Genomic DNA, 20,966 nt, shown 5'->3' with positions numbered 1-20,966 from the left:
CCATGACCTTTTCCGCCGTGATCGTCGCCGCCGGTTCGGGAAGCCGAGCCGGCCCGGGCCAGGCCAAGCAGTGGCGGCCCGTGGCGGGTAAGGCGGTGCTGCGCTGGTCCGTCGAAGCCCTTTTAGCGGGCGGCGCCAGCGACATTGTCATCGTAACGACACAGGACGGCGAAAAAGCGCTCGCCGAGGTTCTCGCGGGCCTGCCGGATTGGCGCGCGGCCCCAGGCGGCGCGACTCGGGCGCTGTCGGTGCAGTCGGGTCTGGCCGCCCTCGCCCATCGCCCGGCGGACGAACCTGTGCTGATCCACGACGCCGCCCGCCCCTTCCTGACCGGCGCGACGATCGAGGGCGTGCTCAAGGCGCTCGAGACCGCCGACGCCGTGCTCCCTGCCCTGCCCGTCGCCGACACGCTCAAGCGCGCCGAGCCGGGCCAGAACCCGACCACGACCTCGCGCGAGCACCTCTGGCGCGCCCAGACACCTCAGGCCGCCCGCCGCGACACCCTGCTGGCCGCCTATGCCGCCTGGACCGAGGGCGAGCCGACCGACGACGCCCAGGTGGTGGAAGCCGCCGGCGGCCGCGTGGCCATCGCGCCGGGCGATCCGCTCTTGATGAAACTCACCTATCCCGAGGACTTCGCCATGGCCGAACGGCTCGCCGGCGCCGCGCGCATCACCCGAGTCGGCCAAGGCTTCGACGCTCACCGCTGGGGTCCAGGCGAAGAGGTCTGGCTGTGCGGCGTGGCCATCAAGCACGACGAGACTCTGATCGGTCACTCCGACGCTGACGCCGGCCTGCACGCCCTGACCGACGCCATCCTCGGCGCGATCGGCGAAGGCGACATCGGCGACCACTTCCCGCCGACCGACGACAAGTGGAAGGGCGCATCCTCGGACCTCTTCCTCAAGCACGCCGCCGACTTGGTTGCCGCCAAGGGCGGGAGCATCGTCAATGTCGACGTGACCCTGATCTGCGAGCGGCCCAAGATCAAACCGCACCGCCTGGCCATGCGCGAGAAGCTGGCCGAGATCCTCGACCTCCCGCTCGACCGGGTCAGCGTCAAGGCGACCACGACCGAGAAGATGGGCTTCACCGGCCGCGGCGAGGGTCTGGCCGCCTCCGCCGTCGTGGCGGTCGAGACCCCGGCCTGAACGGGCTAAGCTCAAAGACGAATCCGGAGACGCCGATGTTCCCGCTGGAAATCGAGACCCTGGCCCGGCTGCTGATCGACGAGGCGCGGTCCAAGTCGCTGCGTCTGGTCGCGGCCGAGAGCTGCACCGGCGGCCTGGTGGCCGGCGCGATCTGCGCGATCTCCGGCGCCTCCGACGTCTTCGAGCGCGGCTTCGTCACGTACACCAACCGGGCCAAGTCCGAGATGCTGGGCGTCCCGGGCGACCTCATCGCCGACAATGGCGCGGTGTCCGAGCCCGTGGCGCGGATGATGGCCGAAGGTGCGCTGGAGGCCAGCAACGGCCATGTCGCCGTGGCCATCACCGGCATCGCCGGCCCCGGTGGCGGCACACCGATGAAGCCCGTGGGCACCGTCCACTTCGCCGTCGCCCGCGCCAACCGTTCGGTCGTCCACCGGCACGAGCACTTCGCCGGCGAGACCCGCGAAGCCGTGCAGTTGGCGGCGGTGCGGACGGCGCTGGAAATGCTTCGCGAGGCGGTGGTCTAGTGCCCGAGACCGCGCCCAGCGACTGGAGACGCTTCGCCGGCGTCGGCCTCTCGCAGAAGGCGCTGAAGGCCGCGGCCGCCCGCAAGACCGAGATCCGCCACGCCATCCGCGTCTCGGCCGCCGTCGGCGCGGCCTTCGCTCTGGCCACCTTGCTGCGCCTGCCGCAGGGCTATTGGGCGGTGTTCACCGCCGTGATCGTGGTGCAGTCCAGCTTGGGCGCGACCATCACCGCATCCATGGAGCGCTTCATGGGCACGGTGGTCGGGGCGCTGACCGGCGCCGTCGCGGCCTATTTCCACAGCAAGTGGCCGGAGTTCGGCGGGCTGATCCTCGTCGTGACCGTGGCGCTGCTGGCGTTCGTGGTCTCGGTGCGGCCGGCGCTGAAGGTCGCGCCGGTCACGGCCGTGATCATGCTGATCGGCCAGACGACCCACATGGACCCGCTGATCGCCGCCAGCCTGCGCGTCGCCGAGATCACCGTCGGCAGCCTGGTCGGCGTCGCCGCCACCCTGCTGATCTTCCCGGCACGCGCCCACGCCTCGGTGGTGACCAGCGTCCAGAAGATCGCCGGCCTGCAGGCGCATATCCTCGACAGCTACATCCTGATGCTGCGCGGCACGCCGGGCCCGACCGACTACCTCAAGGCTCAGGACGATCTGCGTGCGGCGCTGGCCAAGCTGCAGACCTCGATGACTGAGGCCGATCGCGAGAACGCCACCAAGCTCAGCGAGCGCTCGGTGTCCGACGCCCTGCCCCGCACGCTCTGGCGGCTGCGCAACGACACGGTGATGGTCGGCCGCACGCTGCGCGAGCCCTTGCCGGCCGAGGGCCTGGCCCCGGCGGCGGCCGACATGCTGGAAGCCAGCGCCAAGTTCCTACGCGGCACGGCCGATCTGCTGGCCGGCGGTGCGCGTCCGGATCGGCTTGCCTTCGCAGAGGTCCACCAGAGCTTCCAGGCTTGCGTCGAAGGCCTGCGGGAAAAGGGCCTGACCCGCGAGCTGGAGTTCGACGACGCCGCGCGGGTGTTCGGCCTGGTCTTCGCGATCGAGAACCTCTTCGGCAACCTCGGCGACTTCGAGGAGCGGATCGAGGAGGCTGTCGCGAAGAAGGACTAGGTCTTCTCGCCGTAGACCTGCCTGGCGCGATCCTCGAAGCAGGCGATTAGCTTGTTGGCGGCCTTGTCGATATTGGCTGCCAGCATGCCGTCCAGGAGCGCGGCCTTGAAGGCGAAGTCGATCACGAACTCGACGCGCGTGACCTCGCCCTCCGGCACGAACCGCCAGCCGTTCGAGAGGCGCTTGAACGGGCCATAGAGCAGGCTGACGTCAATGCTCAACGCGTCGCGGTCACGGCGCACGCGTGTAGCGAACTTCTCTTTCAGGAACGAGAAGCCGACCTGGGCCTCGGCGTCGACCGTGCTGACCGCGCCATCGACGCGACCGTTCCAGGTGCGCATGCCGGTGATCCACGGCACGAACTTCGGATAGGCCTCGACGTCTCCGACGAGCTCGAACAGCTGCTCCGGCGCGTACGGCAGCACGCGCGTGACGACGTGTCGGTGCACGGCTTTAGGCGGTCCGGGCGTCGAGGGCCCGGCGGGCCGCCTGCAGCTTGGCGAAGTCCTCGCCCGCGTGGTGCGACGAGCGGGTCAGCGGGCTGGACGACACCATCAGGAAGCCCTTGGCCCGGGCGATCGCCTCATAGGCCTTGAACTCTTCCGGCGTCACGAAGCGGTCGATGGCGGCGTGCTTGCGGGTCGGCTGCAGGTACTGGCCGATGGTGATGAAGTCGACGCCGGCCGAGCGCATGTCGTCCATCACCTGCATGACCTCCTCCTTGGTCTCGCCCAGGCCGACCATCAGGCCGGACTTGGTGAACTGGGAGGGATCGCGCTGCTTCACGCGGTCCAGCAGGCGCAGCGAGTTGTAGTAGCGGGCGCCCGGGCGGATCTTCAGATAGAGCCGCGGCACGGTCTCGAGATTGTGGTTGAAGACGTCAGGCTTGGAGTCGATCACCACGTTCTCGGCGCTGTCCTTGCGCAGGAAGTCCGGGGTCAGGATCTCGATAGTCGTGCCCGGGGCCGCCGCGCGGATGGCGGTGACCACCTCGGCGAAGTGGCGGGCGCCGCCGTCCAGCAGGTCGTCGCGGTCCACCGAGGTGATGACCACGTGCTTGAGGCCCATCTTGGCGACGGCCTCGGCCACGCGGCGCGGCTCGTCGGGGTCCAGCTGAGTCGGCAGGCCGGTGGTGACGTTGCAGAAGGCGCAGGCGCGGGTGCAGATCTCGCCCATGATCATCATGGTCGCGTGCTTCTGGCTCCAGCACTCGCCGATGTTCGGGCAGGCCGCCTCTTCGCAGACCGTGGTCAGCTTGTGCTCGCGCACGATGCCCTTGGTCTCGTTGTATTGACCCGAGCCGGGGGCGCGCACGCGCAGCCAGTCCGGTTTGCGGAGAACCGGCGTGTCCGGGCGGTTCTGCTTTTCGGGGTGGCGCACCGCTCGGTCATCCGAGCCGCGAGCCTTGAGGGTGTCGATCACCGTGGCCATGGCGCCTAAATCGGTCTTCTTGGCTCGCGGATCAAGCGCTTGATCTTGCTTAAGTCGGCGACGCGCGAAATGAGTGTCCGGATATGCGTCGCCGCCTTACCGCTATCGCCCTGGCGTTGGTCCCGATCCTGGCCGTTTCCGCCTGCGGAGACGGGGGTTTGCGCGCGCCTTTCGCCGATAGCCGGACGCCGCCGTCGCTGAGTTCGCGTTTCTATCCGCCGCAAGGCTGGGCCTGGGGCTATGTCCGCAGCGGCCAGGGCCTGGTCCAGCGCTACGGCGTCGCCTCGCCGCCCGTCGCGCCCAAGGCCTCGATCCTGATCCTGACCGGCTATGGCGAAAGCGCCGAAGCCTGGTTCGAGACGGTCACGGAGCTGACCAATCAGGGCTTCTCGGTCTGGGTGCTGGAGCGCCAGGGCCAAGGTGGCTCAGAGCGTGAGACGCCTTGGCGCGATCTCGGACACGTCGACAGCTTCGATCCGGACGTCGCGGCCGTCCGCGCCCTGGTCAAGGGCGTGATCCGGCCCAGCCCCTATACGCCGCTGGTGGTGGTGGGCCAGTCCGAAGGCGGCCTCGTCGCCCTGCGCGCCGCCGAGCAGGGCCTGGCCATGGACGGCCTGGTCCTCTCCTCGCCCGCCTTCGGCCTCACCGCCCTGCCCCGCCCCCGTTCGGACTTCGCCCGCTTCACGCCGGCTATGCGGTTCCTGCGCCTGGGCTGGATCAAGACCCCCGACCAGGCCGGCTGGCGACGCGACGCGTCCGACAGCGCCCAGACCCACGATGCGGAGCGCGGCAAGGTCCAGGCGGCCTGGATGCTGGCCAATCCGGACCTACGCATGGGCGGACGGAGCCTGGGCTGGTTCGCGGCCTTCTTCGACGCCTCGGAGGCCGCCGCCCAGGACATCCGCCGGACGCACGTGCCGACGCTGATGCTGACCGCCGGCCAGGACAAAACCGTCTCGGCCTCACCCCAGACCCAGCTCTGCGCGGCGATGACCAACTGCCAGGAGACCCGCTACCCGAATGCGGGACACGCCCTGCACATGGAATCGGAAGCCGTCCGCCAGCCCTGGCTGGCCGCGATCGTCGATTTCACCAAGGCTCGGGCGCCCGACAAAGCCTTGCGCCGCAAGGGGTGAGCCTCACGCTTTGTGACTCTTTCTTGCAAAGCTGGACCTTCCCCGGCAGACTCGACGTTTAAGAACGGGAGCGCGCTTTCGCTCTTCGGGGAGGTTTCGCCGGTATGGCGGTAGCTTACGACGCGCAAGCTGGTCAAAAGGCCATCTTCGACGCCCTCATCGACGCCCGCGACAAGTACGGCGCCAAGAAACCGATCCTGGAGGACCAGGACCGCAATCCGTTGTCCTATACGGACCTGATCCGGGCCAGCTTCGCGCTGGGCCGCAAGATCGCGGCCATGACCAAGCCGGGCGAGAACGTCGGCGTCCTGCTGCCGTCGGGCGCGGGCTCGGTGGTGACCTTCTTCGCCCTGCACGCCTTCGGCCGCGTGCCGACCATGCTGAACTTCACGGCGGGCCTGCGGAACATCAAGGCCGCCTGCAAGCTGGCCAAGGTCAAGCGCGTGCTGACCGCCCACAAGTTCATCGAGCTGGGCAAGTTGCACGACATCGTCGATGCGATCAGCGCGCAGGCCGAGATCACCTATCTTGAGGACGTGCGCGGCACGATCGGTCTCAGCGACAAGCTGTTCGCCGCCGCCGCCGGCCTCTTCCCGCGTCAGTTCCGCGCCCCGGCCAAGCCGTCGAGCACCGGCGTGGTGCTGTTCACCTCGGGCAGCTTCGGCGCGCCGCGCGGCGTGGTCCTGACCCAGGCCAATCTGGTCTCGAACGCCCAGCAGATCGCCGCCCATATCGCACTGGACCCGTCCTGGGTGTTCTTCAACCCGCTGCCGGTGTTCCACTGCTTTGGCCTGACCGCCGGTGTGATCCTGCCCATCCTCAGCGGCATGAAGGCGTTCCAGTACCCTTCGCCCCTGCACACCAAGCAGATCCCACCGCTGATCAAGGACACGGGCGCGTCGGTGCTGCTGGCGACCGACACCTTCGTCAACCAGTACGCCCGCTCGGCCGAGAGCGACGAGCTGTCGGGCCTGAGGTTCATCGTCTGCGGCGCCGAGAAGGTCCGCGAGGAGACGCACAATCTGATCGGCGAGAAGTTCGGCGGCGTGCCGGTGCTGGAAGGCTACGGCGCGACCGAGGCCTCGCCGGTGATCGCGGTCAACAAGCCCGACGACAACCGCCGCGGCACGGTCGGCGGCCTGTTGCCGGGCCAGGACTGGAAGGTCGAGCCCGTCGAGGGCATCCCCGAGGGCGGTCGCCTGCTGGTGCGCGGCCCCAACATCATGGCCGGCTATCTACGCGAGGACGGCGGCGTCGACGCCCCTGAAGGCGGCTGGCACGACACCGGCGACGTGGTCACGGTCACCGACGACCTGTGGATCACCATCAAGGGCCGCGTGAAGCGCTTCGCCAAGATCGGCGGCGAGATGGTCTCCCTGACTGCCGCAGAGGACCTGGCCTCGGCCGTGTGGCCCAACGGCCGTCACGCCGTGATCTCGATGCCTGACAAGAAGAAGGGCGAGAAGCTGGTCCTGGTCACAGACCGTCCCGACGCCGATGTCGGTCCGCTGGTCGCCCACGCCCAGACGATTGGAGCGCCCGAACTGGCCGTACCGCGCAAGATCCTCAAGGTCACCGAGGTGCCCGTGCTGGGCAGCGGTAAGACCGACTATGTCGCCATCCAGCGGATGGCCGAGACCGACACGCGCGCCGCGTAGGTCCAAATCCGGCGAAGCTGATCAAGCTTCGCCGGAACGTTCTTGTTTTCAGGTCTTTGAGTAAGCGTCGAGCTTCCGGGCTCACCCGCGTTCGCATCAAGGAGGGAAAGAACAATGGAACGTCTCAATGTCTGGGCGCCGCGCGTGCTCAGCCTGCTCCGGATCATGACCGCCCTGCTCTTCATGGAGCACGGCCTGATGAAGCTGGTTCACTTCCCGGCCGCCCAACCCGGCGTGCCTGACCCGCTCCCGCCGATCCTGATGGCGGCGGCGTGGCTCGAGGTGGTCGGCGGCGCGCTGCTGGTCGTGGGGCTGTTCACGCGCCCGGTCGCCTTCATCCTGTCGGGCCAGATGGCGGTGGCCTATTTCCTGGCCCACGGCAGCAAGGGCTTCTGGCCCGCGCTGAACGGCGGCGAGGCGGCGATCCTGTTCAGCTTCGTGTTCCTGTACCTGGCGCTCGAAGGGCCCGGGGAATGGAGCGTGGACGCGCTGGTCCGCAAGCGTCCCTAGAAGGTCGCGCCCCTAAAACACGCTACCAAGGGCTTCCAGCTCGGTGCGGAAGCCCTGCTTGCGGCTGTGCATAGCGCGTAAGTCCGCCACGAAGGCTTGGTGGTCGGGATATTCGCCGAAGTCGCCGATCATCACCGACAGCGACTCCGCCTCCAGTAGCTGCCGCGCCGCCTCGGCGTAGCGGGTGGCGACGCCGTAAGTCAGCACGTACTGGATCGAGGCTCTCAGCAGCAGGGTCGCGGCCATCGGATAGGCGCCTTCCAGCCGGCGGGCGGCCTCGGCCATCAGGGTGTCGTCGGCGCCGTTGATCTCGCCGGCGCGATCCCGCACCAGGCGCGAGGCGGCCGGCAGGTCGGGCCAGGAGACCAGGAACGCCAGGGCCGTGTCGAACTGCGGGAAGCGCTTGGCGACCGCCTTGGCCTGGTCCTCGGCCTCGACGTCGTCGAAGTCCGGCAGGCCTTTGAGATAGCTCCGCAGGCGCGGGATCGACAGCGTCCGCTCGAACTCCGCCCAGCGACGCTTCTGAGCCTCGTCGTGATGGCCGGTGGCCTCCAGAGCCTCCAGCATCGCCTCTTCCCAGGCCGAGCGCTCTTCCAGCGAGCTCTGGTGGCGGCCGCCCTTCTCGCTCGGCGCACCGGCGTGCAGGGTCGCCAGCGCGTCCTCGGGGCGTCCCGCCTCCAGCAGGCGGCGGGCGATCTCGGCCGAGACCAGGGGCGTCTTGCGCAGCTCCGGCGCGAAGGTCGCTTCGAAGGCGTCGACATCGCCGCTGGCGTCGGCCAGGCGGCGCAAGGCGTCACGATAGATCGCGCTGCGGGCGTCGCGGATCGAGCGGGCCGCCAACAGCTTCTCCAGCGTCTCGCGGAGGTGGGCCTGTCCCTTCTTGCCAAGCAAGGGGCCCAGGGCGTTCACCACGGGGCCGAACTGGGCGTAATCGTCGCGGCGCAGCAGGTTGGCGATCCGGTCAGCCAGGGCGATGGGATCGGGCAGAGCTCCGGCGGCGATCGCGCCGATGCCGTCGCGGGCGGCCAGGAAGACGTCGCCGATCGGCCCCTCGGCCTGGCTGAGGCGATCCAGGGTCGGCGTCGCCAGATCCAGCAGGTCCAGCATGAGATCGAGGGCGGCGTTGGCGTCGTCCTGCGCCAGCCGCTCGATCATCCCGCGATGCAGGTCGAGGTCCTTGGCGAAGGCGGCGCGCTTACGCCAGTTGATGCGCGACGAGGACTTTCCCACCGTCGCCAGGCGCTTGCTGATCTCCACCGCCAGGCCTTCGGCGTTGGACTCGGCGAACAGCTCCAGCCGCAGCACGCGCTTGACGTGGCTGTCGCTGGAGAGGTCGAGCAGGATAGCGGCCAGGCGCTCGGGACCCAGGTCGACCAGATTGGCCTCGGAAAGGGTCGTCTTGGACCCTTTCCGCGCCTTGGCTGGCTTCACCTTGTCCGGCCCCGCCTCGTTTAGGGCGTCGTCCGTCGTCGTCGCGGCCTTGCGCGCCATCCAGTGTCCTCAACGAGGCCTAGATGTGCAGGACTCGTCCGTAGGCGTCCAGCGCGGCTTCGTGCATGGCTTCCGACATGGTCGGGTGAGCGTAGACGATGCCGTGCAGGTCTTCCTCGGTGGCTTCCAGGGTGATGGCGGTGACGAAGCCCTGGATCATCTCGGTCACTTCGTGGCCGATCATGTGGGCGCCGATCAGGGCGCCGGTCTTGGCGTCGAACACGGTCTTCACGAAGCCCTCGGTCTCGCCCGCGGCCACGGCCTTGCCGTTGACGCGGAACGGGAAGCGGCCCGCCTTGACCTCGATGCCCGCCGCCTTGGCGCCGGCCTCGGTATAGCCGACCGAGGCGACCTGCGGGTTGGCGTAGGTGCAGCCCGGGATCGGCGAGTTGACGTTCGGGGTCTTGTAGCCGGCGATGGCCTCGGCGGCGTGGATGCCCTCGTGGCTGGCCTTGTGGGCGAGCCACGGGCCGCCGGCGATGTCGCCGATGGCGTAGAGGCCGGCGACGTTGGTCTTGCAGTGCTTGTCGGTCACGGCGTGGCCGCGGTCCAGGTTCAGGCCGACGGCGTCCAGGCCTTCGCTGTTCGGGGCGATGCCGACGGCGACGATGCACTTCTCGGCGGTCAGCTGCTCGATCTTGCCGCCCACGTCGACGGTGACCGAGACGCCGTCCTTGGTCTTCTCGACCTTGCTGACCTTGGCGCCGATGCGGAAGGCGATGCCGCGCTTCTCGAAGGCCTTCTGAGCGGCCTTGGAGACCTCGGCGTCCTCGACCGGCATGATGCGGTCCAGGGCCTCGACGACGGTCACCTCGGCGCCCAGGGCGCGGTAGAAGCTGGCGAACTCGATGCCAATGGCGCCCGAGCCGATCACGACCAGCGACTTGGGCATGGTCTTGGGGGCCAAGGCGTCACGATAGGTCCAGATCTTGTCGCCGTCCGAGACCGCGCCGATGGCCGGGATCTCGCGGGCGCGGGCGCCGCTGGCCAGGATGACGTTCTTGGCCTGGACCGTGCGACTGCCGCCGGCCTTAAGGGCGATGACGAGCTTCGGAGCCGGATTGCCCTTCTCCAGCTTGGCTTCGCCCTCGATCACTTCGATCTTGTGCTTCTTCATCAGGAACGCGATGCCCGACGACATCTGCTTGGCGATCCCGCGCGAACGCTCGACGATCTTGGGGAAGTCGAAGCCGGGCTTCTCGACCGACAGGCCGTAGTCGGCGAGATGCGACAGCTGCTCGTAGATCTCGCCCGACTTCAGCAGGGCCTTGGTGGGGATGCAGCCCCAGTTCAGGCAGATGCCGCCCAGGTTCTCGCGCTCGACGATGGCCGTCTTCAAACCCAGCTGGCTGGCGCGGATCGCGGCCACATAGCCGCCAGGACCGGCGCCGACGACGACGACATCGAATTCCGTGGACATGTTCATCTAACCCTAGCTTGGACGTCGCCCGGGAGGAGCCGGACGGCCTAGATCGATCGGCCCGCGGGCCGATCCGGGAGAAACTAAAGCAGCGCCTCGACCGCGACCTTGAGGTCCTCGGGCTTAACCGTGGGCGCGAAACGTTCGACGACCTCGCCGTCCTTGCCGATCAGGAACTTGGTGAAGTTCCATTTGATCGCCTCGGTGCCCAGCAGGCCCTTCTGTTCCTTCTTGAGGAACTTGTAGAGCGGGTGGGCGTCGGCGCCGTTGACGTCGATCTTGCTCATCACCGGGAAGGTCACGTCGTAGGTCAGCGAGCAGAAGTTCGCGATCTCCTCGGCGTTTCCCGGCTCCTGAGCGCCGAACTGGTTGCAGGGGAAGGCCAGGACCGTGAAGCCACGATCCTTGTGGGCCTTGTAGAGCGCCTCGAGGCCTTCGTACTGAGGCGTGAACCCGCACTTGCTGGCGGTGTTCACGATCAGCAGCACCTGGCCGCGATAGTCGGCCAGGCTCACGTCCTGGCCGTCCAGCGTCTTGGCCGAATAGTCGTAGACCGACATAGCCGTCCCCTTACCGCGCCTTGATCAGACGATCAGGGTCAGCGGCTCTTCGATCAGCGGCTTGAAGGCCGCCAGGAACTTGGCGCCGATGGCCCCGTCGACCACGCGGTGATCGCAGGTCAGGGTCACGGTCATCACGGTGGCCACGGCCAGTTGGCCGTCCTTGACCACCGGACGCTGCTCGCCGGCGCCCACGCTCATGATCGCGCCCTGCGGCTCGTTGATGATCGAGGCGAACTGCTTGATGCCAAACATGCCGAGGTTGGAAACCGAGAAGGTGCCGCCCTGGAATTCCTCGGGCTTCAGCTTCTTGGACTTGGCGCGGGCGGCCAGGTCCTTCACCTCGGCCGAGATCTGGGCCAGGCCCTTGGTCTCGGCGGCGCGGACGATCGGGGTGATCAGGCCGCCATCGATGGCCACGGCCACGGCGATGTCGGCATGCTTGTGCATGGCGATGCCTTCCGGCGTGTAGGAGGCGTTGGCCTCCGGCACGCGCTTCAGGGCCACGGCCACGGCCTTGATGATGATGTCGTTGACCGACACCTTCACGCCCTGGCCTTCCAGCAGGTGGTTGATCTTGGCGCGCGCGGCCAACAGGGCGTCGATCTCCAGATCGATGACCAGCGGGAAGTGCGGCACGTCGCGGAAGCTGTCGGTCAGGCGACGCGCGATGGTCTTGCGCATGCCGTCCAGCGGGATCAGGTCGTACGAGCCGGCGGGGATGCCTTGGTGCTCCAGCGACTGGACCTTGCGCGGCTCGGCGGCGGCCGGAGCGGCAGCGGCGGGCGCCGAAGCCGGAGCAGCCTTGGCAGCCGGAGCGCCCGACTTGGCGGCTTCGACGTCGGTCTTGACCACGCGGCCGTGCGGGCCGGTGCCCTTGATGGCCTTCAGGTCCAGGCCGGCGGCCGAGGCCAGGCGGCGGGCCAGCGGCGAGGCGAAGACGCGCGAGCCATCAGCGGCGACCGGAGCGGCCGGCGCGGGCGCGGCCGGAGCCACAGCGGCCGGAGCCGGAGCAGCGGCCGGCGCGGCGACGGCGGCCTTGGGCGCTTCAGCCTTCGGGGCCGGCGCGGGGCTTTCGCCCTCGCCCGCCAGCTTGGCGATCAGGGCGTTGACCTTGACGTTCTCGGTCCCGGCGTCGACCAGGATGGCCTCGACCACGCCTTCGTCGACGGCTTCGACTTCCATCGTCGCCTTGTCGGTCTCGATCTCGGCGATGACGTCGCCGGCCTTGACGGTGTCGCCGACCTTGACGTGCCACTTGGCGAGGGTCCCCTCCTCCATGGTGGGCGACAGGGCGGGCATAAGGATGTCGATCGACATTGAGCTATTTCCTCAAGCGTTCGGGACTGCATCGGCCGGGCCGTTGTCCGCGATACCCCGCTTTGAAGCGGGATGAATTCGTTGGCCGAGACGATGCGGCCCCTGCTCGTCGGGAGCAAGGGCCGCGCCGTTCTTAGCGGTAGCTGACCGTCTTGGCGGCTTTCACGATCTTCTCGACCGAGGGCAGCGACAGGGCTTCCAGGTTGGCCGCGTACGGGAGCGGCACGTCTTCCTGGTGGACCCGCAGCGGCGGGGCGTCCAGATAGTCGAAGCCGAACTCCGTGATGCGCGCAACGACCTCGGCGCCGATGCCCATCGGGCCCCAGCCTTCCTCGACCGTGACCAGACGGTTGGTCTTCTTGACGCTTTCCAGGACGGTGGCGTGGTCCATCGGGCGGATCGTGCGCAGGTCGACGACCTCGGCCGAAATGCCTTCCTTTTCCAGTTCTTCGGCCGCCTTCAGGGCGAAGCCCACCATGCGGCTGTAGGCCACCAGGGTGACGTCAGTGCCTTCGCGACGGACCTTGGCCTTGCCGATCGGCACGACCCAGTCCTCGACGTCCGGGATGTCGAACTCGTGGCCGTACATCATCTCGTGTTCGAGGAAGACGACGGGGTTCGGATCGCGGATGGCGGCCTTGAGCAGGCCCTTGGCGTCGGCCGCGTCATACGGCGCGACGACCTTCAGGCCCGGGACATTGCCGTACCAGGCGGCGTAGTCCTGGCTGTGCTGGGCGCCGACGCGCGAGGCCGCGCCGTTCGGGCCGCGGAACACGATCGACGACTTGATCTGGCCGCCCGACATGTACAGCGTCTTGGCGGCCGAGTTGATGATGTGGTCGATCGCCTGCATGGCGAAGTTCCAGGTCATGAACTCGACGATCGGCTTCAGGCCGGCCATCGCCGCGCCGACGCCCATGCCGGCGAAGCCGTGCTCGGTGATCGGGGTGTCGATGACGCGCTTGTCGCCAAACTCTTGCAGCAGCTCACGGCTGACCTTGTAGGCGCCTTGGTACTGGGCGACTTCCTCGCCCATCAGGAAGACGCGATCGTCCTTGCGCATTTCCTCGGCCATGGCGTCGCGCAGGGCGTCGCGGACCGTGATCTTCTTCATCGGCGTGCCGGCCGGGATTTCCGGGTCGGCGAAGGTCGAGGCGGCCGAGATCGGGCCAGCCGCGGCCGGAGCAGCGGCGACCGGAGCCGGAGCGGCTTCAGCGACGGGAGCAGCAGCCGGAGCGGCCGGGGCCGCGGCTTCGCCCTCGCCCTTCAGGCGGGCGATCAGGGTGTTGACCTTGACGTTCTCGCTGCCGGCCGGAACCAGGATGGCTTCCACCACGCCTTCGTCCACGGCTTCGACTTCCATCGTCGCCTTGTCGGTCTCGATCTCGGCGATCACGTCGCCGGCCTTGATGGTGTCGCCTTCCTTGACGAGCCACTTGGCCAGGGTGCCTTCCTCCATCGTGGGGGAAAGCGCGGGCATCAGGATGTCCGTCACTCGGCGGCCTCCAGGTAGACGTCGGTATACAGTTCCGAGGGATCAGGCTCGGGGCTCGTGCGGGCGAACTCGGCGGCCTCGGCGACGATGCGCTTCACTTCCGCGTCGACGCCCTTCAGGTCGTCTTCGGTGACGCCGGCCTTGGCCAGGCGTTCCTTGATGTGGTCGATCGGGTCGCGGGTCGTCTTGACCTCGTCGACCTCTTCCTTGGTGCGGTACTTGGCCGGGTCAGACATCGAGTGACCGCGATAGCGATAGGTCTTCATCTCGAGGATGTACGGACCCGCGCCGCTACGGGCGTGCTCGGTGGCGCGCGCGCCGGCTTCACGGACGGCGACGATGTCCATGCCATCGACTTCCTCGCCCGGGATCCGGAACGAGACGCCGCGCTTGTGGAACGCGGTTTCCGAGGCGGCGCGCTCGACGCTGGTGCCCATGGCGTACTGGTTGTTCTCGATCACGTACACGACCGGCAGCTTCCACAGCTGGGCCATGTTGAAGCTCTCGTAGACCTGGCCCTGGTTGGCCGCACCGTCGCCCATATAGGCGTAGCTGACGTTGCCATTGCCCTTGTAGCTGTTGGCCAGCGCCAGGCCGGTGCCGAGCGCGACTTGCGCGCCGACGATGCCGTGGCCGCCGTAGAAGCCGGTCTCGATGTCGAACATGTGCATCGAGCCGCCCTTGCCGCGCGACGAACCGCCGGCGCGACCGGTCAGCTCGGCCATCACTTCGCGGGGATCCATGCCGGCGGCCAGCATGTGGCCGTGGTCACGGTAGCCCGTGATGATCTGGTCGCCCTTCTGCGAGATCGACTGCATGCCGACCGCGATGGCTTCCTGACCGATGTACAGGTGGCAGAAGCCGCCGATCAGGCCCATGCCGTACAGCTGGCCAGCGCGCTCCTCGAAGCGGCGGATCAGCAGCATGTCCTGATAGAATTTCAGGAGTTCGTCCTTGCCGACGAAAGCGTTGACACCGGTGTCTACGCCCTTCGCCTCAGAGGCCTCAGCCTTGCGCGTACGCGCCATTCAAATCTCCCTGGCCAATCTTCATCGCGGCCTTCGTCCTGAGAGCGCCACCCGCCGAAAAATCGTCGGTTCCGCGTAGGAAACGCCCTGGTGTCTTGCCAAGATCAATCCGGGATCGGGGTGATCCGCGAACCAACCAGCAGCCGATTCCAGGAATAGGCGACCCGTCAGCTTGGACGCTTGACCCGGATCACATAGTCCCTCGGGTCGGCATATCCTAGGAGGGAACGCGCGCGCTCCTCCAGGAGATCAGCCGACAGACTGCCGCTGCGTAATAGACGAGCACGGGCCTCAAGGTCCATCCTCTCCGCGCGTATCTTCCTGAGTTCCTTTGTTTTTGCTGCGAGGTCCGCATTGCGCTGCGAAATGGACAGCAGGCCTCGATCACCCGTCAAAGCGTGAAAGGCGAAGTAGAAAATCAGGAAAAAGATCGCCGCAGTCGGCAGGAAGGGTTGCAGTCGGGCGAACATCTCAGGGTCCCAGAGAGGGAGTCGCAGGATCGCCGATCGTGCTTAACGCCTTCTAAATCCGGGCTTTGAGAAGGGTCTTTGCTAGTTCGCCGGTCAGGCGAGCGATGCTTTCACGTGAGATCGTTTCACGCGCATCTAGATACTGCATGGGCGAAGCCATTTCGCGACCGCGAACAGCGCGGAAATGGTCTCGTTTGAAACCACTGCCAGGCTTTTAGAAAATTTGTGGGTTAACCGGCGCGCTAACCCTTCTGGTGACCCGATCCAAGGTCTCGGGAGGCGCAGAATCGCCATCACCGAGCCCCCTCGCCTTCCCCGCAGCGCGCAAAGCAAAGGGCGCGGCTCCCTTTCGGAAACCGCGCCCTCGACGTGTTCAGCGGGGTTGAAGCGTCCTAGCGGACCTTCAGCGCCTTGCGGCCGGCATAGACGCCTTGATCGTCCAGCATTTCCTCGATGCGGAGCAGCTGGTTGTACTTGGCCGTACGGTCCGAGCGGGCCAGCGAGCCGGTCTTGATCTGACCGCAGTTCAGGGCGACGGCCAGGTCGGCGATCGTCGAGTCCTCGGTCTCGCCCGAGCGGTGGCTCATGACGCTGGTGTAGCCGTGACGGTGGGCCAGATCGACGGCGTCGATGGTTTCCGACAGCGTGCCGATCTGGTTCACCTTGACCAGGATCGAGTTGGCTAGGCCTTGGTCCAGGCCCAGCTGCAGGCGCTTGGGGTTGGTGACGAACAGGTCGTCGCCGACCAGCTGGACCTTCTTGCCCAGGGTGTCGGTCAGCAGCTTCCAGCCTTCGAAGTCGTCCTCGGCCATGCCGTCCTCGATCGACAGGATCGGGAACTTGGCGGCCAGGCCGGCCAGGTAGTCGACCATCTGGGCCGGATCCAGCGACTTGCCTTCGCCTTCCAGCTCGTACTTGCCGTTCTTGAAGAACTCGGTCGAGGCGACGTCCAGGCCCAGGACGAAGTCGTCACCGGCCTTGTAGCCGGCCTTCTCGCCAGCCTTGACGATGAAGTCGAGCGCGGCTTCGGCCGACGCCAGGTTCGGGGCGAAGCCGCCCTCGTCGCCGACGTTGGTGTTGTGGCCAGCGTCCTTCAGGGCCTTCTTCAGGCTGTGGAAGATCTCGGCGCCCATGCGCAGGCCTTCGCGGAAGCTCAGCGCGCCGGTCGGCAGGATCATGAATTCCTGGATGTCGATCGGGTTGTCGGCGTGGGCGCCGCCGTTGATGATGTTCATCATCGGGGTCGGCAGCACGCGGGCGTTCACGCCGCCGACGTACTTGTAGAGCGGCAGGCCGGCCGACTCGGCGGCGGCCTTGGCGGTGGCCAGCGAGACGCCCAGGATGGCGTTGGCGCCCAGGCGGGCCTTGTTCGGCGTGCCGTCCAGTTCGATCAGCAGGTTGTCGACGCGGCGCTGGTCCTCGGCGTCCACGCCCGACAGGGCGTCGAAGATCTCGCCATTGACCGCGTCCACGGCCTGCAGAACGCCCTTGCCGCCGTAGCGGGTCGTGTCGCCGTCACGCTTTTCGTTGGCTTCGTGGGCGCCCGTCGAGGCGCCCGACGGCACTGCCGCGCGGCCGAACGCGCCGTCGTCCAGGATCACATCGACTTCGACGGTCGGGTTGCCCCGGCTGTCGAGAATTTCGCGGGCGATGATGTCGACGATCTCGGTCATGGACTGCTCCTCAAGGCCAAAAGGCGCGGTGGCTTTAGCCGCCATGCGCTTCGGGCGCAACTTGACTTCCCTTCGGGCGGCCGACTGATCATCGCTCACAAAGGGAGGATCCCATGCTGGACGTCGAACGCCACGGCCCGATCGCCATCGTCACCCTCAATCGCCCCGAGGCGATGAACGCCCTCTCCAAGGCCCTGAGGAAGGCGCTGTACGACACCATGGTCGCCCTGGACGCCGATCCCGACGTCAGCGTCGTGATCCTGACCGGCGCGGGCGAGAAGGCCTTCACGGCGGGCCTGGACTTGAAGGAACTGGGCGGCGACGCCAGCGCCATGGGCGCGGCCAATGATCAGGACGCCCGCTCCAATCCGGTCCGTGCGGTCGAGACCTGCCGCAAGCCCGTCATCGGCGCGATCAACGGGGTGGCCATCACCGGCGGCTTCGAGCTGGCCCTGGCCTGCGACGTGCTGATCGCCTCGGAGAACGCCCGCTTCGCCGACACCCACGCCCGGGTCGGGATCATGCCGGGCTGGGGTCTGTCGCAGAAGTTGTCGCGACTCATCGGTCTCTACCGCGCCAAGGAGCTGTCCCTGACCGGCAACTTCCTGGACGCCGCCACCGCCGCCGACTGGGGCCTGGTCAATCGCGTCGTCCCGGCGGCCGACCTCCTGCCGACCGCTCTGAAGCTGGCGCAGGACATGGCGACGATCCCGGTCGAGACCCTGGCCTTCTACAAGTCGCTGATCGACGATGGCTACGCCCAGTCCTTCGGCGACGGGCTGAAGACCGAGCACGCCCGGTCCAGCGGCCACAATCGCGAGGTCACGCCCGAGAAGGTCGAGGAACGCCGCCGCCAGGTCATGGCGCGCGGCCGCTCCCAGTAGGCCTCAGACGTTGTAGATCGGCGTCAGTCCGTTCTTCTGGCCCAGCTTGAACAGGACCCGGTCCGAGCCGAAGTCCAGCTCGACCTTGGCGAACAGCTTCAGCACGTCGGCTCCGATCAGCGCCGCGGGCCGGTCGTTCAGCCCCCAGACGTCGAAGATGTGCACGTCGGCGAAAGCCATCGGGATGTTGGTCAGCTGCAGATTGCCCATGCTGATCGACGGCACGACGCGGAACTCGCCGAGATAGATTTCACCGCCGGCGGTCAAAAGCCGCGCCTGCTTGACGAAGTCGGCCGAGCGACGCCGCCGGGCCGCGATCGCGCGTTGAAGCGCCATGTTGCCGATCGACACCCCGCCACCGGAATCGATGAAGGCTGTCGCGCGGCTGCCGCCGATGCGCACGTCCGTCAGGGTCAGCCGCCCGAAACGGGCGTCGGCGGGCACCGAGATCTCGTCCGCTCGGCGGTTCAGTTCCGAGAAGTATCGGCTGCGGCGGATCAGAAGCTGGCGCTTCTTGAAGTCCATGACCACGTTGCGGCGATCCAAGATGTCGACGCCCAGCAGACCGTCGGCGCCGACCCGTTCGTACGGCAGCACCGGCAGGGTCGCGCTGCCCAGCCTCGCCTCTCCGGCCTGCATGCTCTCGATGCGAGCCGTCGGGCTGGTGATGGCGCTGGAAATACCGTGGATGAGGATGTTCGGACCGGCCGGCAGGTTCAGCTTCTCGGCGATGCTGGGCGTCAGAACACTGCGCCCTGCTCCCGTATCCACGACGAAGTTGAAGGGCCCCTGCCCGTTGATCACCACCTCGACCGTGAGCCTGTCGTCGCCATCCATGGATGCATCCAGGATCAGGACGGGTTCGTCAGGCGGCGGCGGTGTCGCGGCCGTTAGCGGCGGCGTCTGGTTCACGGAAACGGGGGTCACGGCCTCGGCCATCGCCGATGTCGCAGCCAGTGAAATCCCCAGTCCCGCCGTTAGATTTCGGCGTGTGAGCATGGGCGTACCTCCCTGTACGGAAGGCTAACACCGTTTTTTGAGCGTACGACGAAAATACGACGAAAAACGCCGCCCGGGATACCCAGGCGGCGTTTTCGAAATCGTCACTGACGAAAGGAGACCTTAGTCTTCCTTCGGGGTCAGGATCTGCTTGCCGTTGTACATGCCGGTCTTCAGATCGACATGGTGCGGACGGCGCAGCTCGCCGGTGTCCTTGTCCTCGATGAACGAGTTAGCGCCCAGGGCGTGGTGCGACCGGCGCATGTTCCGGCGAGAAGGCGAAGTTTTTCTTTTGGGAACGGCCATCGAAGTGACTCTGCTCGCTGAGCGTGAAAATCGGAAGCGGCGACTAGGGTTCGACCCAGGCCGCCGCGTGAGCGGGGGCTTATGCCCGAATCTCTCCCCAGATGCAAGCACCTGGGGAAAAGGGCTTTAGACGAGGCGTCCGTGCTCCTTGGCCGCAGCGATAAAGCTGGCGAACAAGGGGTGCGGGGCGAACGGGCGGCTCTTCAGTTCCGGGTGATATTGCACCCCGATGAACCACGGATGGTCGTCCCGCTCGACGATCTCGGGCAGCACGCCGTTGGGCGAGCGGCCGGTCAGTTTCAGGCCGGCGTCCTCCATCAGGTGGACGTAGCCGATATTGACCTCGTAGCGGTGGCGGTGGCGCTCGCTGATGTCGGTGGAGCCATAGATCTCCGCGACCTTCGAACCGGCGGTCAGGACGGCGTCGTAGGCCCCCAGGCGCATGGTGCCGCCCAGATCGTCGTTGGAGCGGCGCTGGACCGTCTCGTTGCCCTTGATCCACTCGGTCATGATGCCGACCACCGGACGCTCCGTGGGGCCGAATTCGGACGAGCTGGCGTCCTTGATCCCCGCGACGTTCCGCAGGGTCTCGATAACCGCCATCTGCATGCCGAAGCAGATGCCGAAGTACGGCACCTTCCGTTCGCGGGCGAACTGGGCCGCGCGGATCTTGCCCTCCGCGCCCCGCTCGCCGAAGCCGCCGGGCACCATGATGGCGTGGGCGTTCTCGAGACGGGCGGCAGCGGCCCCCTCGTCGCCCTCGAAGGTCTCGCTCTCTACCCAGTCCAGGTTGACCTTGACCTTGTTGGCCAGGCCGCCGTGGTGAAGGGCCTCGATCAGCGACTTATAGGCGTCCTTCAGGACGGTGTATTTGCCGACGACGGCGATGGTGACCTCGCCGTCGGGGTGCTGGACGGTGTTGTCGATGGTCTTCCAGCGCGTCAGGTCCGGGGCCGGCGCATCGTTCATGCCGAAGACGTCCAGCACTTCAGCGTCCAGGCCCTGCTCGTGATAGTCGATCGGCACGGCGTAGATCGAGGCCGAGTCCATCGCCTGAATGACCGCGCTGGGGCGGACATTGCAGAACTGGGCGATCTTGCGCTTTTCCTCGGCCGGAATTTCCTGCTCGCAGCGGCACAGCAGGATGTCCGGCTGGATGCCGATCGAGCGCAGTTCCTTGACCGAGTGCTGGGTCGGCTTGGTCTTCATCTCGCCGGCCGTCTTGATGAACGGCAGCAAGGTCAGGTGCAGGTAGCAGCTCTGGCCGCGCGGCAGGTCCTGGCGCAGCTGGCGGATGGCCTCGAAGAACGGAAGGCCCTCGATGTCGCCGACCGTGCCGCCGATCTCGACCAGCACGAAGTCGACCGGCTTCTTGCCCGTCTCGTCCATGGCGGGCGACAGGACGAAGTCCTTGATCTCGTTGGTGACGTGCGGAATCACCTGGACGGTCGCGCCGAGATAGTCGCCGCGGCGCTCCTTCTCGATGATCGTCTTGTAGATCTGGCCCGTGGTGATGTTGTCGGCCTTCTTGGCCGAGACACCGGTGAAGCGCTCGTAGTGGCCCAGGTCGAGGTCGGTTTCCGCCCCGTCGTCGGTCACGAAGACCTCGCCGTGCTGATACGGGCTCATCGTGCCCGGATCGACGTTGAGATAGGGATCGAGCTTACGAAGACGGACCGTGTAGCCGCGCGCTTGCAGCAGCGCGCCGAGCGCCGCCGAGGCCAAACCCTTGCCAAGCGAGGAAACCACGCCGCCGGTGATGAAAATGTACCGCGTCATGGGCGATCAGCTT

Annotated in this window: 20 protein-coding genes; 7 read left to right on the top strand and 13 right to left on the bottom strand. The window is 67.2% G+C overall.

The genetic code is table 11. The features are described 5' to 3' along the window. The first annotated feature begins 2 nt into the window (after window positions 1–2). From AC07NI_RS06305 to AC07NI_RS06295, 3 genes are read left to right on the top strand one after another with little or no spacing between them, the layout of a single operon-like run. Window positions 3–1,151 carry a bifunctional 2-C-methyl-D-erythritol 4-phosphate cytidylyltransferase/2-C-methyl-D-erythritol 2,4-cyclodiphosphate synthase gene (locus AC07NI_RS06305; RefSeq protein WP_494616836.1) on the top strand — a complete coding sequence of 383 codons (1,149 nt, stop codon included), beginning with the start codon at window positions 3–5 and terminating at the stop codon, window positions 1,149–1,151. Window positions 1,152–1,186: 35 nt separating this feature from the next. After that, the gene (locus tag AC07NI_RS06300) at window positions 1,187–1,678 is read left to right on the top strand and encodes a CinA family protein (protein WP_494616835.1); all 492 of its coding nucleotides are present in this window, start codon (window positions 1,187–1,189) and stop codon (window positions 1,676–1,678) included. Continuing rightward, the gene (locus tag AC07NI_RS06295; protein WP_494616834.1) at window positions 1,678–2,793 is read left to right on the top strand and encodes an FUSC family protein; all 1,116 of its coding nucleotides are present in this window, start codon (window positions 1,678–1,680) and stop codon (window positions 2,791–2,793) included. The genes AC07NI_RS06300 and AC07NI_RS06295 overlap by 1 nt, the downstream gene beginning before the upstream one ends. Here the strand turns inward: AC07NI_RS06295 and AC07NI_RS06290 are convergent. Both AC07NI_RS06290 and lipA read right to left on the bottom strand, forming a co-directional pair. Continuing rightward, the gene (locus tag AC07NI_RS06290) at window positions 2,790–3,242 is read right to left on the bottom strand and encodes a type II toxin-antitoxin system RatA family toxin (protein ID WP_494616833.1); all 453 of its coding nucleotides are present in this window, start codon (window positions 3,240–3,242) and stop codon (window positions 2,790–2,792) included. The genes AC07NI_RS06295 and AC07NI_RS06290 overlap by 4 nt on opposite strands. 4 nt (window positions 3,243–3,246) lie before the next feature. Then, window positions 3,247–4,224, bottom strand: coding sequence for a lipoyl synthase (gene lipA, locus AC07NI_RS06285; protein ID WP_494616832.1), 978 nt, complete (start codon window positions 4,222–4,224; stop codon window positions 3,247–3,249). 158 nt (window positions 4,225–4,382) lie between these two features. Here lipA and AC07NI_RS06280 point away from each other — a divergent pair, with 158 nt between their 5' ends. The 3 genes from AC07NI_RS06280 (at window position 4,383) to AC07NI_RS06270 (ending at window position 7,528) form a co-directional block, all read left to right on the top strand. Beyond that, entirely contained in the window at window positions 4,383–5,360 is a 978-nt protein-coding gene (locus AC07NI_RS06280; protein WP_494616831.1) for an alpha/beta fold hydrolase, read from the top strand. Window positions 5,361–5,464: 104 nt separating this feature from the next. After that, window positions 5,465–7,018, top strand: a complete 1,554-nt coding sequence (locus tag AC07NI_RS06275) for an AMP-binding protein (RefSeq protein ID WP_494616830.1) — start codon at window positions 5,465–5,467, stop codon at window positions 7,016–7,018. A 114-nt stretch (window positions 7,019–7,132) separates the two neighbouring features. Beyond that, entirely contained in the window at window positions 7,133–7,528 is a 396-nt protein-coding gene (locus tag AC07NI_RS06270; RefSeq protein ID WP_494616829.1) for a DoxX family protein, read from the top strand. Between the two features lie 12 nt (window positions 7,529–7,540). On the opposite strand, the gene AC07NI_RS06265 is transcribed toward AC07NI_RS06270, so the two are convergent. From AC07NI_RS06265 to eno, 8 genes are all read right to left on the bottom strand, one after another. Next, entirely contained in the window at window positions 7,541–9,019 is a 1,479-nt protein-coding gene (locus AC07NI_RS06265) for a DUF6880 family protein (RefSeq protein WP_494616828.1), read from the bottom strand. A 19-nt stretch (window positions 9,020–9,038) separates the two neighbouring features. Further along, complete coding sequence (lpdA, locus tag AC07NI_RS06260) at window positions 9,039–10,439, bottom strand: dihydrolipoyl dehydrogenase (RefSeq protein WP_494616827.1); 1,401 nt, start codon at window positions 10,437–10,439, stop codon at window positions 9,039–9,041. An 83-nt stretch (window positions 10,440–10,522) separates the two neighbouring features. Continuing rightward, window positions 10,523–10,999, bottom strand: coding sequence for a glutathione peroxidase (locus AC07NI_RS06255; RefSeq protein ID WP_492810752.1), 477 nt, complete (start codon window positions 10,997–10,999; stop codon window positions 10,523–10,525). A 24-nt stretch (window positions 11,000–11,023) separates the two neighbouring features. Next, entirely contained in the window at window positions 11,024–12,319 is a 1,296-nt protein-coding gene (locus AC07NI_RS06250; RefSeq protein WP_494616826.1) for a pyruvate dehydrogenase complex dihydrolipoamide acetyltransferase, read from the bottom strand. A 133-nt stretch (window positions 12,320–12,452) separates the two neighbouring features. Further along, complete coding sequence (locus AC07NI_RS06245; protein ID WP_494616825.1) at window positions 12,453–13,814, bottom strand: pyruvate dehydrogenase complex E1 component subunit beta; 1,362 nt, start codon at window positions 13,812–13,814, stop codon at window positions 12,453–12,455. After that, entirely contained in the window at window positions 13,811–14,842 is a 1,032-nt protein-coding gene (gene pdhA, locus AC07NI_RS06240) for a pyruvate dehydrogenase (acetyl-transferring) E1 component subunit alpha (RefSeq protein WP_494616824.1), read from the bottom strand. The genes AC07NI_RS06245 and pdhA overlap by 4 nt, the downstream gene beginning before the upstream one ends. Before the next feature lie 167 nt (window positions 14,843–15,009). Then, complete coding sequence (locus AC07NI_RS06235) at window positions 15,010–15,312, bottom strand: FtsB family cell division protein (protein WP_047405705.1); 303 nt, start codon at window positions 15,310–15,312, stop codon at window positions 15,010–15,012. Between the two features lie 392 nt (window positions 15,313–15,704). Continuing rightward, the gene (gene eno / locus AC07NI_RS06230) at window positions 15,705–16,985 is read right to left on the bottom strand and encodes a phosphopyruvate hydratase (protein WP_494616823.1); all 1,281 of its coding nucleotides are present in this window, start codon (window positions 16,983–16,985) and stop codon (window positions 15,705–15,707) included. A gap of 113 nt (window positions 16,986–17,098) precedes the next feature. Here eno and AC07NI_RS06225 point away from each other — a divergent pair, with 113 nt between their 5' ends. Then, complete coding sequence (locus tag AC07NI_RS06225) at window positions 17,099–17,869, top strand: enoyl-CoA hydratase (RefSeq protein ID WP_494616822.1); 771 nt, start codon at window positions 17,099–17,101, stop codon at window positions 17,867–17,869. Between the two features lie 3 nt (window positions 17,870–17,872). Here AC07NI_RS06225 and AC07NI_RS06220 read toward each other — a convergent pair whose 3' ends face one another. The 3 genes from AC07NI_RS06220 to pyrG form a co-directional block, all read right to left on the bottom strand. Further along, on the bottom strand, window positions 17,873–18,808 hold the full coding sequence (locus AC07NI_RS06220; RefSeq protein WP_494616821.1) for a retropepsin-like aspartic protease: 936 nt from the start codon (window positions 18,806–18,808) through the stop codon (window positions 17,873–17,875). A 183-nt stretch (window positions 18,809–18,991) separates the two neighbouring features. Beyond that, window positions 18,992–19,174 carry a 50S ribosomal protein L32 gene (rpmF, locus tag AC07NI_RS06215; RefSeq protein WP_010919589.1) on the bottom strand — a complete coding sequence of 61 codons (183 nt, stop codon included), beginning with the start codon at window positions 19,172–19,174 and terminating at the stop codon, window positions 18,992–18,994. Between the two features lie 126 nt (window positions 19,175–19,300). Continuing rightward, a complete protein-coding gene (gene pyrG / locus AC07NI_RS06210) occupies window positions 19,301–20,953 on the bottom strand; it encodes a CTP synthase (protein WP_494616820.1) in 1,653 nt (550 codons plus the stop codon). Window positions 20,954–20,966: the final 13 nt, after the last annotated feature.

It is taken from the genome of Caulobacter sp. GW821-FHT10E02, assembly GCF_059415225.1.
This window is presented reverse-complemented; position numbering and strand designations above follow the sequence as displayed.

Coding starts and splice junctions, on each gene's coding strand:
- pdhA (WP_494616824.1), bottom strand. CDS start 14,842: ATGGCGCGTACGCGCAAGGCTGAGGCCTCTGAGGCGAAGGGCGTAGAC.
- AC07NI_RS06300 (WP_494616835.1), top strand. CDS start 1,187: ATGTTCCCGCTGGAAATCGAGACCCTGGCCCGGCTGCTGATCGACGAG.
- lipA (WP_494616832.1), bottom strand. CDS start 4,224: ATGGCCACGGTGATCGACACCCTCAAGGCTCGCGGCTCGGATGACCGA.
- AC07NI_RS06265 (WP_494616828.1), bottom strand. CDS start 9,019: ATGGCGCGCAAGGCCGCGACGACGACGGACGACGCCCTAAACGAGGCG.
- pyrG (WP_494616820.1), bottom strand. CDS start 20,953: ATGACGCGGTACATTTTCATCACCGGCGGCGTGGTTTCCTCGCTTGGC.
- AC07NI_RS06305 (WP_494616836.1), top strand. CDS start 3: ATGACCTTTTCCGCCGTGATCGTCGCCGCCGGTTCGGGAAGCCGAGCC.
- AC07NI_RS06225 (WP_494616822.1), top strand. CDS start 17,099: ATGCTGGACGTCGAACGCCACGGCCCGATCGCCATCGTCACCCTCAAT.
- rpmF (WP_010919589.1), bottom strand. CDS start 19,174: ATGGCCGTTCCCAAAAGAAAAACTTCGCCTTCTCGCCGGAACATGCGC.
- AC07NI_RS06220 (WP_494616821.1), bottom strand. CDS start 18,808: ATGGCCGAGGCCGTGACCCCCGTTTCCGTGAACCAGACGCCGCCGCTA.
- lpdA (WP_494616827.1), bottom strand. CDS start 10,439: ATGTCCACGGAATTCGATGTCGTCGTCGTCGGCGCCGGTCCTGGCGGC.
- AC07NI_RS06275 (WP_494616830.1), top strand. CDS start 5,465: ATGGCGGTAGCTTACGACGCGCAAGCTGGTCAAAAGGCCATCTTCGAC.
- AC07NI_RS06255 (WP_492810752.1), bottom strand. CDS start 10,999: ATGTCGGTCTACGACTATTCGGCCAAGACGCTGGACGGCCAGGACGTG.
- AC07NI_RS06270 (WP_494616829.1), top strand. CDS start 7,133: ATGGAACGTCTCAATGTCTGGGCGCCGCGCGTGCTCAGCCTGCTCCGG.
- eno (WP_494616823.1), bottom strand. CDS start 16,985: ATGACCGAGATCGTCGACATCATCGCCCGCGAAATTCTCGACAGCCGG.
- AC07NI_RS06235 (WP_047405705.1), bottom strand. CDS start 15,312: ATGTTCGCCCGACTGCAACCCTTCCTGCCGACTGCGGCGATCTTTTTC.
- AC07NI_RS06250 (WP_494616826.1), bottom strand. CDS start 12,319: ATGTCGATCGACATCCTTATGCCCGCCCTGTCGCCCACCATGGAGGAG.